General features: G+C 53.8%; 13 protein-coding genes. 4 read left to right on the forward strand and 9 right to left on the reverse strand.

All coding sequences use genetic code 11. The features are described 5' to 3' along the window. Positions 1-34 precede the first annotated feature (34 nt). The 3 genes from ACYVHX_RS25355 to ACYVHX_RS25365 form a co-directional block, all read right to left on the reverse strand. The gene (locus ACYVHX_RS25355; RefSeq protein ID WP_460674496.1) at positions 35-1,378 is read right to left on the reverse strand and encodes an ABC1 kinase family protein; all 1,344 of its coding nucleotides are present in this window, start codon (positions 1,376-1,378) and stop codon (positions 35-37) included. A 97-nt stretch (positions 1,379-1,475) separates the two neighbouring features. Beyond that, positions 1,476-2,144, reverse strand: coding sequence for a TetR/AcrR family transcriptional regulator (locus ACYVHX_RS25360; RefSeq protein ID WP_460674497.1), 669 nt, complete (start codon positions 2,142-2,144; stop codon positions 1,476-1,478). A gap of 31 nt (positions 2,145-2,175) precedes the next feature. Beyond that, positions 2,176-2,667 carry a YajQ family cyclic di-GMP-binding protein gene (locus ACYVHX_RS25365; protein ID WP_460674498.1) on the reverse strand — a complete coding sequence of 164 codons (492 nt, stop codon included), beginning with the start codon at positions 2,665-2,667 and terminating at the stop codon, positions 2,176-2,178. 191 nt (positions 2,668-2,858) lie between these two features. Between ACYVHX_RS25365 and ACYVHX_RS25370 the strand changes: the two genes are divergently transcribed. Continuing rightward, complete coding sequence (locus ACYVHX_RS25370; protein ID WP_460674499.1) at positions 2,859-4,115, forward strand: T9SS type A sorting domain-containing protein; 1,257 nt, start codon at positions 2,859-2,861, stop codon at positions 4,113-4,115. Between the two features lie 3 nt (positions 4,116-4,118). Here ACYVHX_RS25370 and ACYVHX_RS25375 read toward each other — a convergent pair whose 3' ends face one another. From ACYVHX_RS25375 to ACYVHX_RS25390, 4 genes are all read right to left on the reverse strand, one after another. Next, positions 4,119-6,212: a ComEC/Rec2 family competence protein gene (locus ACYVHX_RS25375; protein ID WP_460674500.1), complete on the reverse strand. Its 2,094-nt coding sequence runs from the start codon at positions 6,210-6,212 to the stop codon at positions 4,119-4,121. Beyond that, a complete protein-coding gene (locus ACYVHX_RS25380; RefSeq protein WP_460674501.1) occupies positions 6,212-6,661 on the reverse strand; it encodes a GNAT family N-acetyltransferase in 450 nt (149 codons plus the stop codon). Before ACYVHX_RS25380 ends, ACYVHX_RS25375 begins: the two co-directional genes overlap by 1 nt. 126 nt (positions 6,662-6,787) lie before the next feature. Further along, complete coding sequence (locus ACYVHX_RS25385; RefSeq protein WP_460674502.1) at positions 6,788-8,116, reverse strand: M43 family zinc metalloprotease; 1,329 nt, start codon at positions 8,114-8,116, stop codon at positions 6,788-6,790. After that, positions 8,097-9,044: a PhoH family protein gene (locus tag ACYVHX_RS25390; protein WP_460674705.1), complete on the reverse strand. Its 948-nt coding sequence runs from the start codon at positions 9,042-9,044 to the stop codon at positions 8,097-8,099. The genes ACYVHX_RS25385 and ACYVHX_RS25390 overlap by 20 nt, the downstream gene beginning before the upstream one ends. A gap of 378 nt (positions 9,045-9,422) precedes the next feature. Between ACYVHX_RS25390 and dnaB the strand changes: the two genes are divergently transcribed. After that, positions 9,423-11,060, forward strand: coding sequence for a replicative DNA helicase (gene dnaB / locus ACYVHX_RS25395; RefSeq protein WP_460674503.1), 1,638 nt, complete (start codon positions 9,423-9,425; stop codon positions 11,058-11,060). Between the two features lie 91 nt (positions 11,061-11,151). On the opposite strand, the gene rlmD is transcribed toward dnaB, so the two are convergent. Further along, on the reverse strand, positions 11,152-12,597 hold the full coding sequence (gene rlmD, locus ACYVHX_RS25400) for a 23S rRNA (uracil(1939)-C(5))-methyltransferase RlmD (RefSeq protein ID WP_460674504.1): 1,446 nt from the start codon (positions 12,595-12,597) through the stop codon (positions 11,152-11,154). 68 nt (positions 12,598-12,665) lie between these two features. On the opposite strand from rlmD, the gene ACYVHX_RS25405 reads away from it, so the two are divergent. After that, positions 12,666-14,915 carry a T9SS type B sorting domain-containing protein gene (locus ACYVHX_RS25405; RefSeq protein ID WP_460674505.1) on the forward strand — a complete coding sequence of 750 codons (2,250 nt, stop codon included), beginning with the start codon at positions 12,666-12,668 and terminating at the stop codon, positions 14,913-14,915. 57 nt (positions 14,916-14,972) lie between these two features. Here ACYVHX_RS25405 and ACYVHX_RS25410 read toward each other — a convergent pair whose 3' ends face one another. Then, a complete protein-coding gene (locus tag ACYVHX_RS25410; RefSeq protein WP_460674506.1) occupies positions 14,973-15,428 on the reverse strand; it encodes a CHRD domain-containing protein in 456 nt (151 codons plus the stop codon). Positions 15,429-15,608: 180 nt separating this feature from the next. On the opposite strand from ACYVHX_RS25410, the gene ACYVHX_RS25415 reads away from it, so the two are divergent. After that, entirely contained in the window at positions 15,609-16,424 is an 816-nt protein-coding gene (locus tag ACYVHX_RS25415; RefSeq protein WP_460674507.1) for an SDR family oxidoreductase, read from the forward strand. Positions 16,425-16,567: the final 143 nt, after the last annotated feature.

Consider the following 16,567-nt stretch of genomic DNA (forward strand, 5'->3'; position numbering starts at 1 on the left):
AAAGTAACGGAAAATACCGCAGTATCCGCGCCGGTCAGACCGCGTTTTGGAGGGTTTGCCGAAGTTTTCCGGAAATCAGCCAGTCCGGCTTGTGCGTAATGACGTTGGCGTTCAGTTCGTTGAGCATCGAATAGAGTCCAAAGTACGTCCGGTTAATGTACAACCCGTGTTGCGAGCCGCGCGCAATTTTCGAGTTTTTCAGCTCCTGCACAGTACCGAGTTCTTCCGCAAAAGCGTAAACCGTGTCGAAATAGGAGTTATCGCCAAAATCAAACGTAGGCGCGGCAAACGGTTTTCCAAGCAACACAATCATCTTTTTGAACAGATCGGCAAAAAAAGCCACTTCTTTCGGCGAATCTTCGGGCACGATAAACTCCAGATTTCGGAAAATCTCCATCGTGGCGGGTTCGTCGTCGAGCGTATCGAAGTTGATGAGCCGAAAATAATTATCGTAGAAGAATTCCGGAATTACTTTCACGCAGCCGAAATCAATGACGCCCATCGTTCCGTCGGTCCGCATCAAAAAATTACCGGGATGCGGGTCGGCGTGAACCTGTCGGAGGTCATGGATCTGGAAGTTGTAAAAATCCCACAAGGCCTGACCGATGCGGTTTCGGAGTTCCTGCGAGGGGTTGGTTCGCAGAAAGTCGCGCAGGTGAAAACCGTCCAGCCAGTCCATGGTCAGGATGCGCCGGCTCGATAATTCCGGGTAATAAGTCGGAAAAATCAGGTTCGGAATCGCTGCACACTGCGTTGAAATGTAGATGGAGCGCTTTAATTCCAGTTCGTAATCGGTTTCTTCGAGCAGCTTCGACTCCACCTCGCCCATGTAGCGGTTGATCTCCTTCTCGTTCAGATTCAAAAGCCGGATGGCGAGGGGTTTGGCAATCCGCAAATCGGAACTCACGCTGTCGGCCACGCCCGGATACTGCACCTTCACGGCCAGTTTTTTTCCGTCTTTCCAGGCCTGGTGGACCTGCCCAATCGAGGCTGCATTGACCGCGTTCATATCGAAGCGGTCGTAAATCTGCTGGGGTGTTTTGCCGAAATAGGTACGAAACAGCTTAACGACCAGCGGGCCCGACAAGGGGGGGGCCGAATACTGCGACATGGCAAACTGATCGACATACGCGCGCGGCAAGATATTCCGATCCATACTCAGCATCTGAGCCATTTTCAACGCACTGCCTTTCAGTTCACTCAGCGCTTTGTATATATCGGTGGCATTGTCCTGGTGAAGTTCCTCTTTGGTGAGCGCCGGATCCAGTAACTTCTTGCCGTAATGCTTTAAATAATTTCCACCAACCTTCACCCCCGCTTTCATAAACTGGCTGGCCCGGGCAACTTTAGAGGTCGGAATATGATTTTGCGTCTTCATGGAATGGGAATAATGAGGTAGTAAGGAAGAACAATGAATTGCGGTGCGTTAGCTCATTCATCGTTCATCACCGCGCGGGCGGCCCCGTCCTAACTCATCATTTGTTTTGGTAAATAAACTTAGCCAGGTCGAAAAGGGAATCCAGCGGAGAGCGGCCGATCAGATCAAAGGCCGTGTTGACGGATTTCTCGATGGCCGTGTCGGTTTTTTCAAAATTCCGACTCACGTCATTGACCCAGAAATGGAGAATAAACAGCGTTTGGGTCCACAAACCGTTGGCGTAGCGTTCCGATAGAAACGGCCGGGGTTCCACCTCCTTGCTTTCGCGGCCTTCGGCCAGCAAGTCCCGCACATACTCAGAATAAGCATCCCGGAACGGATAAAGCACCCGCGAGACCGGGTTTCCCATCCGGGCTTTGGCCAATGGCGAACTCGGAACGGCGGTTTCCCGCATTCGCTGGTAACTGAAAACCACAAAGCTCCGCTGGGCTTTCAGCGCTTCGATCCAGGTATAATAAAATGCCAGGAGTTTCTCCCGTACGGAATACGTCGGATAAACCGGGTCAGCCTCAATGGATTGCCGGGTTTGGCTGAAGAATTCGAGCCAGACGGCGGCTTCAATGGACTCAAATGAGGTGTACTCCTGATAAAATTCCGCTTCGGTCAGCGCTAGTTTTTTCGCAAACTGAAAAACGCTTGGTGGTGGGGTTCCGTGTTCCAGTACATAGTCGATGTAGGTTTTCCGGATTTCTTCCTGTTTCTCCATACTGAGCAAACGAAGCGTTTTGCAAAAAAGTTTAGCTTTTCATGTTCACAAATTGCAACGAAACGTCCAGTTCAGTCCGGCGAAGCAGGGCGATAACGGCCTGCAGTTCATCAATCTTTTTGCTCGTTACGCGCACCTGGTCGTCCATGGCCTGGGCGGTTAGTTTCGGGAACTGTTCTTTGATCAGTTTCAGGATTTTCCGCTGCTGATCTTTGTCGAGCCCCTGCCGAATTTTCAAATCACGTTTGAGCCGAAAACCGGACTGTTGCGGTTCCGCCGAAAAATCCAGACTTCGCCCGTCGACACCCTGTTTGACCATTCGGCTCAGCAAAATATCTTCCACTGATTTCAGACTCATATCGTTATCGGTTTCGATCCGGACATTCAGGTCTTTTTTATTCAGTTCCACACTGGTTTTGCTGTTCCGCAGATCATAGCGGTTGGCAATTTCCTTAATGGCCACATTAATGGCGTTATCCAGCGTCTGAAGATCCACTTTACTCACAATGTCAAAAGAAGCCATGGCGTCAACGGTTAAAACGAAGCAAAAAACGATACCCGCAAAAGTACAGGCAATTCCCCTTCCCTCCAACCCCGAATCCAAGGCCGGCTCCCGTTCCACCTTCCAATCCGTATCAGCCGTTCCACCTTTCATAATTTGTTTGTATATACATTTTTATCTATTTTCGAGCCGTACTCTGTCTCTCTGTTACAATGAAAAGAATCCTTTACTTACTTGGTGTCACCTTCCTGTTCCTGCCGGAATTCGTTTTTGGGCAATGTGCCCCGCCCTCGCCCAGTTGCGCCGGCTGCACCAATCTAACCGGTAACAATCAAAACCTGAGCACCGGAACCTACTGCGTCGCGTCGGCGCTCAGCAACATCAACATTCAGGCGGGTGCAACGGTCTGCCTATCCGCCACTGGATCGCTCACCAACTCCAATCTCAACGGAGGAACGCTGATCTTCAATGGCGGTACACTCACCAATTTCAACGCCAATTCCGGTGATCTCCGAATCCACGGCATCCTTTCCAACCCGGTCAACACCAGTTTCAACGGTGCCCGGGTGATTGTGGAAAACGGGGGCGTATTGAACATGGGTAACATGGATGTCAACGGGGCCGTGGTGGTCGATGGCGGCACAATCAACACCACCGGTTTGTTCCGGATCAACGGCAATGGCATTGTCTGCCTGGCGAATATGGGGCAAATCATCACCAATACGTTTGAAAATAACCGGAACAACAGCACCACCGCCCAGGTGACCCGGGGTTGCATTCGGATTGCGCAACCCGGAAACATCAACCAGCCCCTGACCACCACACCGAATGTGCTGGTTTGTTTGCCCGGAACAACGGTACCGCCCAATCTGGGATCCGCCACCGTGAACACGACCTGTTCGGGCTGTGCGGTGGCCCTGCCGGTTACGTATGCCTTTTTCCGGGCGCAACCCTTGCCGCAGGGCGTTCGGCTGGAGTGGCAAACCTCGGCCGAATCCCACCACAGCCATTTTATTGTGGAACGGTCAGCGGATGCAATGGATTTTGCCCCCATCAGCGGCAAGGTTATCGATCCGTTCGGCTCCGAAAAGGGCACCTACCAATACCGCTACACCGATCAGGCGGTGACGCAGGGCACCTTCTACTACCGGCTCAGGCAGGTTGACACCGACGGCACCGTTGCCCATTCGAAGCTCCTGGCGGTTAGCCTGGGCGATCAGAACCTGGCGATCCGCTTATTCCCGAATCCAATTACCAATGAATTAACCGTGAATCTGGAAACGGCCGAAACGGGGAACGTCGGCATCGAAGTCCTGGACGTAAACGGCCGGCCGTTGCTCCGTCAAAGCGGCCAGAAACTGGGCAGCAGTCACGTCCAGAAGCTGAACGTGGACCCATTACCACCCGGTATATACCTCGTTGCGATCCGGCTGGGCGATCGGTATTTTATCAGGAACATTGTCAAGTAATTTTTAGAATCCTGCGACAAAAGCGCCCTGCTGGCGGACCGAATGGCACGAAATTCCCCGTTCGCGGGCTTCGGCCAGCAAGCGGTCGGTCAGCGGGGTTTTATTTGAATCGTCGAAAATAATGTGCCGGGCCGCCACCCGGTTTTTCAGTTGGGCCCACTCCTGCACTGCGTTTCGGCTAATGATCAGGTAATCAACGGGAACCGGCAATCGCCACGGGTCGGATCGGCGCAGGCGGTTGATGATCAGGATTCGCTTGCACTGCCAGTGAATCAACTCGAGGGAGCGGTTTTGGAAAACCGGTACCGGCTTATTTATCCGATCCGGTTGCGCATACCTCACCCGGCTTACGCCTAGACTGTCCCAGGTATTTCGAACGTAAAACCGGACTTCCCGGCTTTGGTCCGTCAGGGCTTCTCTGGTCAACAAAACCGCCGAACGTCCCCACACCAAACTGAGGGCCGACTGGTGCGGTACAAAATGAACAAGGAGTAACCGCTGGTTTTTCTGACGCACCGTCGTCCAGCCCACCGATCCGGCCAGTACCACCGAGCAAGCGGCCAGCAGCCAGCCAAACCGTTTTTCCCGCCGGGTTAGCAGCGCAACTCCCGACAAAATGACGGCATACAGCAACCCCAATTCCCAGGGAGTCGTCATCAGCGGTTTCAGAATCGATTGCGGCAGGGTTTCGGTCAGCACAATGCTCTGGTTGAGGAGCCACATCGCCCAAAACAGAGTTTTTCCCACCAGCAGACCAACGTACGGAACCCAGCCCACCACCAGCAGACCCACTGCCAGAATCAAAACGAGGGAGGAAAGTGGAATCACCACGGGGTTCGCCAGCCAGAAATACGTCGGAAACTGGTGGAAATAAAAAATGCCGAGCGGAAAGGTCACCAGCTGGGCAACCAGCGAAACCGCCGTGAGCTTCCACAACCAATCGGCCCATCGGTGGCGTAACGTAAAGCTTTGGTACAGGCCCCGGTGCCACAGAATCAATCCACCCACGGCCAGATACGACAACTGAAAACCGGCGGTGGTAACCGCGTACGGATCGAAAAGCAGAATCAGAAAAGCCGAAGTCGCCAGCGTATTCAGCGGATTATTCGCCCGCCCAATCGTCTGCCCGATCAACAGCAGCGAAAACATAAAAGCCGAGCGCAAAACCGGGGCCGAAAACCCGGTCATCAGGGCGTAGAACCAGAGCAGGGCGAGCATAATGGCGGCAAAGGCATACTGACCCGCTTTACTGCGCTTCAGAAAGGCCAGCACAAAACTTAAGGCAGTGAACAACACCCCCACGTGCAGACCCGACACCGAAAGGATATGCACCGCTCCGGCCGCCGAATAGGCCTGCTGCAAGTCGGTATCGATGCCATCACGCACGCCCAGAATCATGGCTTTCACAATGGCGAATTCCTGCCCGTTGCCCAGGTGACTCGTAAAAACACTGTCGGCCCAAGCATTCAAGGTGTAAGCCTGCGCCTTGAGCCAGTGGGGTGGTTGGCGGCCCATCACCACGCGATCCGTTGGACGCAGGTATTGCTGGTGGTAAATGCCGCGGTGCGCCAGAAACCGCTTGTAATTAAATTCCCCCGGATTAAGCGGTGGATCAATTGGACGGGGCTCCCCCCGAACCAGCCAAACATCGCCGTAACGCGGTTTTTCGGACACGGTTTTATCCAGGTACACAATCAGCCGGCCACTGGCCGGGCGCCAGCTGCGGTCCGTTAACACCTTCCGCACGCTCAGCTCCAGCCGGAACGTTTTCGCCCGGTTTTCGGCCTGACCATCCACTACGGCCTCATAGGCCCGAATGGGACGTTTAAGATGGCTAATGTTCTCCGGATCATTCGCAGCGGTATGCCAGCCGGTGAGGATCCAGCCCAGGCAACCCAATGCCCCTAAACCACTTAATCCTTTCAATACGGCCAGCAAAGAACGATTGCCAATCAATGTTGCGACCAGAATACTTGTATTGACCAACAACAATGCACCACCGATAATCGGATTTCCCGGAAGAAACAGGTAAGCGACAATTCCGGCAATCAAGGCCAGCGTATAGCGTACGAACGGAAAAGCATTCCAGAAAAGCATCAGGCGGGAAAGGATGAAGCGGGCAAAACCATCTTATAATGCTGAATACCACACTCTTCGAAGAGTGGCCCCACCGGCTTGAAGCCAAATTTGGCGTATAAGGGCATGGCGGTTACCTGGGCATTCAGGTAAACCGATTCAATGGGTTCCGGCTGCTGGCTGAACACATCGTCGAGTACGGTTTTTACCAACGCCTGCCCCACACCCCTGCCCCGAAATGAAGCCAGAACGGCAAACCGCTCCAGTTTGATACCGTTCGACGTTTTCCGCCAGCGCGCGGTTCCGCAGGGCTTTCCATCGCACAGCGCGAGAAAATGCCGGCTGCTTTCCTCAAATTCATCGTATTCTTCATCCGCCCGCACCCCCTGTTCGTTCACAAACACCGCTTCGCGAATGGAAAAGGCCTGCTGCATTTCGTCCGGACGGTTAATCTGTAGTACGTTAATCATACGTCGGGAGGTTATACGGTTTTCGTTTGTCAGGATGCGGTTTCTGGTAGTGATGCACGGCTTGCAATAGTAAGTCGCCCGCCAACCGTATCCTGAAAACCGTATACCGTAAACTAAATAACCGAATCAATGAATCAACAACCGCTGAGAAGCGGTTTCCTTATCCGTTTGCACTTTTACGAAATAGATGCCCCGTTCCAGGGTATCGACGGCAATACTGATCGTAGAACTGGGGTAATCAGGGTAATTCTGGGTGCGAATGACGCGCCCGGACAGATCAACTAAATCAACCCGGAACGTTTGAAACCCCGTGAACAAGACTTCCAGTGAGGACTGCTTCTGCGCCGGATTGGGAAAAACAGTGACCGTCAGCATTTCCGTCTGGGGCAGGGGGTCCGCCGACCGAATGATCCGCTGACGCCGGGGACTGGCCTCCAAAACCGCGCGCATCCGCGCCCGCTGGTCCTGCGTGAACAGATTCATGCAGGCATCGGGCGTGTAATCCAGGTAATTCTCGATCTGGTTGCGGGTCCGGACGCCGTTGCAATTGGACGACAGCTCCGGGCAACTCGTCGACTGGTTCGCGCCTTCGGTCGGGGGCGTATCGTTGCAGTAATCATCGCCACAGACCGAATCGCCCCAGGTATGAATCAGGCCCAGCCAGTGGCCCACTTCGTGGGTCGTCGTGCGTCCGTATTTGTAGACCGAGCTCGTGACGGCGCCGATGTCGCTGCCAAAATACCGGTAATCAATGAACACGCCATCCGTTCGCTCGTTTTCCAGCGATGACAAACCGGGAATTCCTTCCGCTTCCGGAAATTGGGCGTATCCCAGGTATTCATTCCGCAGGGTGGTTACCCAGATGTTGAGGTATTGATCACTGGGCCAGTAGGCCAGTTGGGACAACTGGACATCATCCCCGCTGTTGCCGTTATAAACATCAAAATTGGGCTTTGACGAATAATGGCGGGTGATTCCGGTGGAAAGCCCTCCGTCGGGATCGGTACGGGCCAGAAAAAATTCAATGCCGGTATCGGCCCCGATCGGGTTGGTGTTGAATCCCCGCGTGTCGGGCATCCGGCGGTAATCTTCGTTCAGCACCCGGATTTGGGACGCAATCTGCTCATCCGAAATGTTGGAGTTGCCCGCGCCCCCGACAAAACCGGAAGAGTTGTTATGAACGACATGCACCACCACCGGAATCCGGTAAACGACCTCGCCGACCCGGGCATTACCAGGCTGACTCGCCCGTTGCCGGATGATCTCTTCGATCTGTTCGTTCAGCTTCAGGCGTTTATCCCGTCGCTGGGCATCCCGTTTCTGTAAAACCTCTTCCCGAAAAACGATCCCGCAACGTTGAAAAACTTCGGGCGCCTGCGCCCGAAGTTCCGATAATCCAATACTGAGGAGGAGTCCCAGCGCAGCCAGCAGCGGTTTACTTTTCAGCCCGTTCATACGCCGTAATGATTTCTTTCACCAGCCGGTGCCGAACCACGTCGCTGCCGTCCAGTTCAACAAAGGCAATTCCTTTGATATCCCGCAGCAGATCAACCGCGTCGATCAACCCCGAACGCTGGTTTTTCGGCAAGTCAATCTGCGACCGGTCGCCGGTGATAATGGCTTTCGAGCTTGGCCCCATCCGCGTCAGAAACATCTTCATCTGCATAGGAGTCGTGTTCTGCGCTTCGTCCAGCAGAATAAAGGCGTTGTTCAGCGTCCGTCCGCGCATGTAAGCGAGTGGCGCAATTTCAATGGTCCGGTTTTCGATGTAGGTTTTCAGCTTTTCGCCCGCAATCATATCGTCCAGCGCGTCGTAAATGGGCCGCAGGTACGGGTCGATTTTTTCTTTCAGATCGCCGGGCAGAAAACCTAAATTCTCACCGGCTTCCACCGCCGGACGGGTTATAATGATCTTTTTAACCTCTTTGTTTTTCAGAGCCCGAACCGCAATGGCGACGGCGGTGTACGTTTTTCCGGTACCGGCCGGGCCGACGGCAAACACCAGGTCGTACTTTTCCGACACATCCACCAGCCGCTGCTGGTTGGCCGTTTTGGCCCGGACAATTACGCCTTTGGTTCCGTAAACCAGCACATTGTCATCCGGCTGCAAAGCCGCAACTGAGTCCCGTTCGTTGTTCTGTAAAAAACTGCGAACGTTTTCGTGGGTGAGTTTACCGTACCGCTGGTAGTGTTCGAGCAGCGAGTCGAGAATATCGGTGATGCGTGAAATCTCCGGACTGGTACCTTTGATCCGGATTTCGTTTCCACGGGAAATAATTTTGCTCATCGGGAAGGCAGCCGCTACCTCTTTGATGTTGTTGTTTTCGACCCCCAGAAAGTCGATGAGCGATACGTTGTCAAGGGTAATTACTTTTTCTACCAAATCCGGATTCATATTATCAGTGTGACCATTACTAATTTCTCTTCTAAATTTAAAGGTTCGTACGTACTAAACAACAAAATTCGTCAATTATTATCTCCCAATCGTACCAAATTTGTGCAAATCCTTCACGATTAAACAGTTGCAGATATCAGGAACGGTGATCTTATTTCCGGACGTAACCGGACAAAATCGATCTGTTAAGGGGGTTGCAACCGTACGCTAAATTGGAATCTTTTTTTCATTTTTTTTTCAGCCGGACTGGAAAGAATATGTACTTTAGAGACAAGAACTTAGTGGTCCAGTTTACGCTTAAAAACCGCCCGAGTACCCACCCGCCGGCTTTTCAAATTACCACCGATTGGCTATACTTGCAGTGTAATGGAGAACGATCGACCCACCAATTCAAACTTTCGGAAGACCCCGTACGTGGGCAACCGGCGCAGCATGTCCGATGGTGTCAACCACATGTTAACACCGACGGGGCTGGGCAAATTACCACCGCAAGCCATTGATCTGGAGGAAGCCGTGCTCGGGGCGCTGATGATTGAAAAAGATGCCCTGTCGGCGGTGATCGACATTCTGAAACCGGAGAGTTTTTATAAAGAAGCCAATCAACGCGTTTACAAAGCCATCGTCACCCTGTTTGGCAATGCCGAACCGGTTGACATGCTGACCGTTACGCAACAGCTGCGAAAAAACGGCGATATTGAAATGGTTGGGGGCGGTGGCTACATCACCGACCTGACCACCCGCGTCACCTCAGCCGCCAACATCGAATACCACTCGCGCGTCATTGCCGAAGCCGCCATCAAACGGGAACTGATTACGGTTGCCAATGAAATTCAGCGGGATGCGTACGAAGATACGACCGACGTATTCAACCTCCTGGACCGCATTGAGCAGGCCATGTTCCGGATTTCGGAATCGAACATCCGGAAAAATTACGCCGACATGGGCACCATCATGCGGCAGGCACTGGACGAGCTGGAGCAGAAAAAAAACATGAAAGACGGCCTGACGGGGGTTCCGTCGGGTTTCAGTGCGCTCGACCGCCTGACGTCCGGCTGGCAGCGTTCGGAACTCATCATTCTGGCCGCCCGGCCGGGGATGGGAAAAACCGCCTTCGTTGTCAGCGCCCTGCGCAATGCCTCCGTTGATTTTGGGCAGGCGGTGGCCATTTTCTCACTGGAAATGTCGTCGGTGCAATTGGTGAACCGGCTTATTTCGGCGGAAGCCGAGATTGACAGTGAAAAAATTAAGAAAGGAAATCTGGCCCCGCACGAGTGGGCGCAGCTCCACCATAAAATTCAACGGCTGACCGAAGCGCCGATTTTTATCGACGACACGCCCGCGCTGTCGATTCTGGAAATGCGGGCCAAATGCCGGCGGTTAAAAGCGCAGCACGATATTCAACTGATTGTAATTGACTACCTCCAATTGATGTCGGGTGACTCGTCGGGCAAACCGGGTGGAAACCGGGAGCAGGAAATTGCGTCGATTTCGCGGGCCATGAAAAACCTGGCGAAAGAACTGAACGTGCCGGTGATTGCGCTTTCGCAGTTAAGCCGGGCCGTGGAAACCCGGGGTGGCGACAAAAAACCGCAGCTTTCCGATCTTCGGGAATCCGGTTCGATTGAGCAGGATGCCGACATGGTAATCTTTCTCTATCGCCCTGAATATTACGGCATTACGGCCGATGAGCAGGGCAATTCGGTTTCCGGAATCGGGGAAGTGATCATCGCCAAAAACCGGTCTGGTTCGCTCGATACCGTGCAATTGCGGTTTGTGGGCAAATACACCAAATTCGCAGATCTTGACGCCTTCTTCATGCCGCAAACCCCTCCCCCATTCGGCGGTCCGTCGGCCGGTTTTGATCCGAAGCTTTCCGGGGCGCAGTCCTTCGAGAACCAGGGCGGCATTGTCAAGAGCAAAGCCAACAACCTCAACTCGCCCAACCCGGGCGGCTTCACCAACTTCGGCCACGTTGATCCCAGCCAGCAGGAAACACCGTTTTAAAGGAGCCAGGGGAATAAGGGAGGAATGGTAACCAAGATTTTCCCTTATTCCTTTCTTCCCTTATTCCCCTTGCTCCTTTTCTCCTGTTCTTTCAACCCCTCTTTTCCAATTTCACGACATTCTCGACGTGGTGCGTGTGCGGGAACATATCGACCGGCTGCACGGCTTTCACTTCGTAGTGTGGGTCTAAAATGGCCAGATCGCGGGCCTGCGTGGCGGTATTGCAACTCACGTACACAATGCGCTGGGGAGCGGCCAGCAACAGGTTGCGCGTTACGGCTTCGTCCATCCCGGCCCGGGGCGGATCGGTGATGATCACATCCGGTTTTCCGTGGGTCGAGAAAAGCTCCGGTGTCAGAATTTTCCCCATATCACCCGCCAAAAACTCGGCGTTGCCAATTCCGTTGATGGACGCGTTAATGCGGGCATCTTCCACCGCCGATTCCACGTATTCGATACCGACCACCTGCCGCGCCTGCCGGGCCACGAACAGCGCAATGGTCCCGGTTCCGGTGTAAAGATCATACACTCGCTCCGAACCCGTTAATTCCGCCCAGTCGCGCGTAATTTTATACAGTTCAAATGCCTGGCTCGCATTGGTCTGGTAAAATGATTTGGGACCCACCCGAAACGTCAGCGGCTGGCCGCTGCCATCGTCCATCTGTTCCTCGATGTACGGTTTTCCCCAGTACGGAATAACCGCCTGATCCTGGTACGAATCATTCAGTTTCTGGTTCAGGATGTAATTGAGGGACGTAATCTGCGGAAATGACGTTTTCAGCATTTCCATTAAACCGGCCAGTTCTGCGGGCCGGTCTTCCGCGACCTGAACCACCACCATCACCTGGCCCGTCGATGCCGTGCGAATGATCACCGTCCTGAGAAAACCGACGTGCGTATTCAGGTTGTACATGCTCAGGCCGTGCTGAAAGGCATGCGCACCGACCGCCAGGCGGATCGCATTGGAGGGATCGGGCTGGAGGTAGCAATGTACAATCGGGAGGATCTTGTCAAACCGTTTCGGAATGTGAAAACCGACCGCCCGTTTGTCCATCGTCACACCCGACCGAACTTCTTCCTCGGTCATCCAGCGCCCGTCGGCGCAGGTAAATTCGAGTTTGTTGCGGTAATACCGGGTTTGCGCCGACGGAAACGTGGGCTGCACCTCCGGCAATTTCACCTTGCCGATCCGGGTCAGGTGATCGACGGCCTGCTGGCCTTTAAACCGCAACTGTTCGTCGTACCGGATATGCTGCCATTTGCAGCCGCCACACGTGCCAAAATGCGGGCAGAACGGCTCCGCCCGGCTGGGACCCAACGAGTGCACTTTTTCGACCACCGCTTCCCGGTACTGCTTTTTACGGTTCACAATCCGGATATCGACCACATCACCGGGCGCAGCAACCGGGCCTCCCGTACGACCTTCCACAAATATGACACCTTCGTCCGTGCGAATTAAACATTTTCCTTCGGCTGCAACATCATCTATTCGAACGGCTTGCAACCGATGCACCATCTTTTGGGTCTTTCCTGACATACTTTACTGTAATAAATTCTGTAAATTAAGCACCGTATTTTGGTTTCAACAACCCTTATCGATTTGGAATGAAACAGTTTTACCGGATTATTGCCTGGTGTGGTTGGGTATTAGGGGGATGGCTGGCGCTCGGTTCGCCGGCATTGGCAACCCATATTGTGGGCGGAGAACTGGAGCTGAAAAGGCTCACCAATCAAAATCCGTATACGCATCAGATCAACCTCAATCTGTATTTTGACGAACTCAACGGAAACCCGCAGGCCGAAGACCCCACCGTGGGCATTTTCATTTACCGAAAAGGCGACAACGCCTTCATTGGATCCGTCGAAATCCCGCAGGTTGGTTCGCAACGAGTTGATTACACCAAACCGGAATGCGCCCTTCCTTCCTTGCGCACCCGCTTATTGCGCTACAGTGGCAACGTGGTCTTCAACCTGAATGCGTTCAACGATCCGCGCGGTTATTACATGGTCTGGGAGCGGTGTTGCCGCAACAATTCCATCAACAACATTCAAAATCCCGGGGCTGCCGGCTCAACCTTCTACCTCGAATTTCCGGCACAGCGCCTGAGCAGCGGCTCGGATTTCATAAATTCCTCGCCTACTTTCCGGCCGGTTCAGGGCGATTACATCTGCATCAACCAGCCGTTTGCGTTCGATTTTGGCGCCACGGATCCGGACGGCGACAGTCTGGCCTACCGACTGGTAACGCCCTATAACGGATTCAGCACGGCGTCCAATCCGCGTCCGCAGGTGTCTCAAGGCAGTTCGGCCTACCCCGAAGTTCGGTGGATCAACGGACTGAATCAGGACCGCGCCATTCCGGGACCCGCGCCGTTACGGGTCAACAACCGCACGGGTTTGCTCACGGTAACGGCGGGGCAGGTGGGCCTGTTCGTTTTTTGCGTTCAGGTGGAGGAATACCGGAAAAACTCATCCGGCGTCTGGCAGCGGGTCGGGCTGGTCCGTCGGGATTTCCAGTTGAAAGTCATTGACTGTCAGAAAAATAATCCCCCGGCATTGGCGATGCGGCCGGCGGGGCAAACGGCTTTTTACCAGGAAGGGACGGTTTTGAAAATCACCGAAAAAGATGCCAATTGCCTGGATCTGTACATAACCGACCTTGATCCCAACCAGCGGGTCAGAATGTCGGTGCTCAACGGCCCGGCGCAGGGCATCACCTTTTCGCCGGAAGAAGTGCTGATCCGGATGCCCGGCGACACGGTTCGCACCCGGGTGTGCTTCGACAAATGCCTGGCGGAAGGAAAACCGCTCCGACTGGCGCTGCTGGCCACGGATGAAGGTTGTCCGCAGGGATTGAAAGACACCCTGGTCATCACGCTCGAAATGGCGCCTGAACTGAATCGAAAACCGGATGTGGTCACCACCCTACCCGGCAACCAGACCAGCGTGCAGGCCGGTAAAACCCTCCGGTTTCTGGTGAACGGCACCGATCTCGACCTGGATCAGCTCACGCTCACCGCCGTCGGACGCGGTTTTAATCTGGCCCAGGTGGGAATGAGCTTTGCCGCCGTTGCGGGACAGGGCACGGTTAGTCAGACGTTCAACTGGACTCCGCAGTGCGGACAGGTCCGAAACGCCGAATACGTAGTTGATTTTATTGTGACCGATTTGCGCTGTAACCGCAACCAGCGCGACACGGTGACAGTTCGCCTGAAAGCCACGCCCGAAACCAGCCGTCCGCCCACTGTTCGAACCACCCTGGATAACCCCGTGGTCGAACTGGTTGTTACGCACGATGACTCGATTCCGGCCGCCGTCCGTTTCAATGCCATTGGCGAAGACCCCGATCCGGATGTGCTGAAACTAACGGCCGTTGGCAACAACTTCGACTGGAAACGGATGGGGATGCAGTTTGAAGAAAAAACCGGTCCGGGGCCGCTTATTTCGCCGTTTACCTGGCAACCTGGCTGCCTGGTTTTGCAAGGAAAAGAGGAAGCCACGTACGAACTGGACTTTATTTCGGAGGACAGCAGCTGCCCGAGTCAGTACGATACCACGCGCGTCACGTTTATTGTTAAGGACATTCCCGTCGATTACAACATTACCATCACCAACGTCATCACGCCTAACGGCGACGGCAAAAACGAGGTGTTCAGCGTACCGAATTTACCCCAGGACAACTGCGCCGATCAGTTCCGGAAAGTCGAGATTGTCAACCGCTGGGGCAAGGCGGTTTTCTCGTCCACCGATCGAAATTTTCAATGGACCGGCGACGAGTACCCGCCGGGCTTGTACTATTATCTGATTCAGTACACGCACCGCTCCTACAAGGGAAACGTGACGCTGCTGCGTTAGGCGAGCAAAAAAAAAGCTACTCGTCGGAGTAGCTTTTTTTACGAGAAAATACGATTTTTAAAATTCTACCCGCTTGATGTCGGCCCGAATCTCACCACCGGGATACGCCGTGGTGTGCAGGTTTACGTACAGCCGTCCTTCCATCAGGGCATTCTCCTGTTCCTGCCGCAGTGTGCTGCGACCGCTGATTGGCGAGGTCAGGGTGCTGAAGGGAATGATCACCGCTCCGTTCGTTCCCGGACCGCCCGGTGCCAGGTGAATGTGGCCGGCAATGGGCGTAATTCCGGTGTAATTGACGGTATAACTCAACTCTTTTGTTGTCTTATTGTAAGTACCTGTCATTGTGCCGGTTGCAGAAGAAGCGGTGGAAGGTACCTCCTGAGCACCGTTCAATGTTCCTTCGAATTCAACCGTATCTTTCTTGTCAGGGGCATCTTTAATGGGTGAGCAGGATGTGACCGACAGTGCTGTTGCCACGAGGGCAGTCATCAGATACGCAAATGTTTTTTTCATAAATCGTGAATGTTGAATGGTCCAGATTGCACCGCAATAATACTAACTTTGCCGTAATTCTCTACAACCTTAGGCGGGCAATACCAATATAACTTTTTTCGAAGCGAAGTTTCTTCCGGAAAAGTAACAATTATTCAAGGGCCCGCCTTTTCTGATGTTACGACGAGTTACCAGATTTTCATGAAAGACAAAGTGGTGGTGATAACCGGGGCTTCCTCCGGCATTGGCAAGGCGCTGGCGTTTGCGTTCGGCCGCGAGCAGGCCCGAATTGTGATTTGCGCCCGTCGCCCCGAATCCCTCGAAACCGTCAGCGCCGAACTCCGCCAGAGCGGCATCGAAAACCTGTGTCTGCAGGCCGATGTCAGCGTAGAAGCGGACGTAGAGCAGCTAATTGAAAAAACCGTTCAGCGCTACGGCCGGCTGGATATTTTGATCAACAATGCCGGCATTACGATGCGTTCGATGCTGCTGGATCTGGACCCCAGCGTGATCCGGAAAGTGATGGACATCAATTTTATGGGCACAGTGTATGCCACGCGCTACGCCCTACCCCACCTGCTGAAAAGCCAGGGTTCCATTGTCGGCATCTCCTCCATTGCGGGGTATCGGGGCCTGCCGGTTCGCAGCGGGTATTCGGCCTCGAAATTTGCCATGAACGGTTTTTTAGAAGCCGTCCGGACCGAATTACTGGACACGGGCGTGCATGTCCTGGTGGCGTGTCCCGGTTTTACGAGCTCCAACATACGCTACTCGGCATTGAATCAGGAAGGCCAGGTTGCGGGCGAAACCGTACGTGACGAAAGCAACATGATGAGTGCTGAAGAATGCGCCGATCACATTCTGAAAGCCGTCAAACGCCGGAAACGCGATCTGGTCCTGACCGGCCAGGGCAAGCTGACGGTTTTTCTCAACAAATGGCTGCCCGGCCTCATGGACCGCCTGGTTTACAACACCCTCGCCAAAGAAAAAGACTCGCCTTTGAAGAAAGGGAGGTAAAGGTTTACGGTTTTCAGTTTACGGTTTTCGGTATACGGTTTTCGAAAAGGCTGGGTTCCAGTGGGCAAACGGAGCGGTTTTCGCAAAGAATTTTCCATTCTGGTTGCAGGCTGTAATAGCAACTGATGCAACAACCTACCGCA

Source organism: Larkinella ripae (genome assembly GCF_054780775.1).

Coding starts and splice junctions, on each gene's coding strand:
- ACYVHX_RS25355 (WP_460674496.1), bottom strand. CDS start 1,378: ATGAAGACGCAAAATCATATTCCGACCTCTAAAGTTGCCCGGGCCAGC.
- ACYVHX_RS25360 (WP_460674497.1), bottom strand. CDS start 2,144: ATGGAGAAACAGGAAGAAATCCGGAAAACCTACATCGACTATGTACTG.
- ACYVHX_RS25365 (WP_460674498.1), bottom strand. CDS start 2,667: ATGGCTTCTTTTGACATTGTGAGTAAAGTGGATCTTCAGACGCTGGAT.
- ACYVHX_RS25370 (WP_460674499.1), top strand. CDS start 2,859: ATGAAAAGAATCCTTTACTTACTTGGTGTCACCTTCCTGTTCCTGCCG.
- ACYVHX_RS25375 (WP_460674500.1), bottom strand. CDS start 6,212: ATGCTTTTCTGGAATGCTTTTCCGTTCGTACGCTATACGCTGGCCTTG.
- ACYVHX_RS25380 (WP_460674501.1), bottom strand. CDS start 6,661: ATGATTAACGTACTACAGATTAACCGTCCGGACGAAATGCAGCAGGCC.
- ACYVHX_RS25385 (WP_460674502.1), bottom strand. CDS start 8,116: ATGAACGGGCTGAAAAGTAAACCGCTGCTGGCTGCGCTGGGACTCCTC.
- dnaB (WP_460674503.1), top strand. CDS start 9,423: ATGGAGAACGATCGACCCACCAATTCAAACTTTCGGAAGACCCCGTAC.
- rlmD (WP_460674504.1), bottom strand. CDS start 12,597: ATGTCAGGAAAGACCCAAAAGATGGTGCATCGGTTGCAAGCCGTTCGA.
- ACYVHX_RS25405 (WP_460674505.1), top strand. CDS start 12,666: ATGAAACAGTTTTACCGGATTATTGCCTGGTGTGGTTGGGTATTAGGG.
- ACYVHX_RS25410 (WP_460674506.1), bottom strand. CDS start 15,428: ATGAAAAAAACATTTGCGTATCTGATGACTGCCCTCGTGGCAACAGCA.
- ACYVHX_RS25415 (WP_460674507.1), top strand. CDS start 15,609: ATGAAAGACAAAGTGGTGGTGATAACCGGGGCTTCCTCCGGCATTGGC.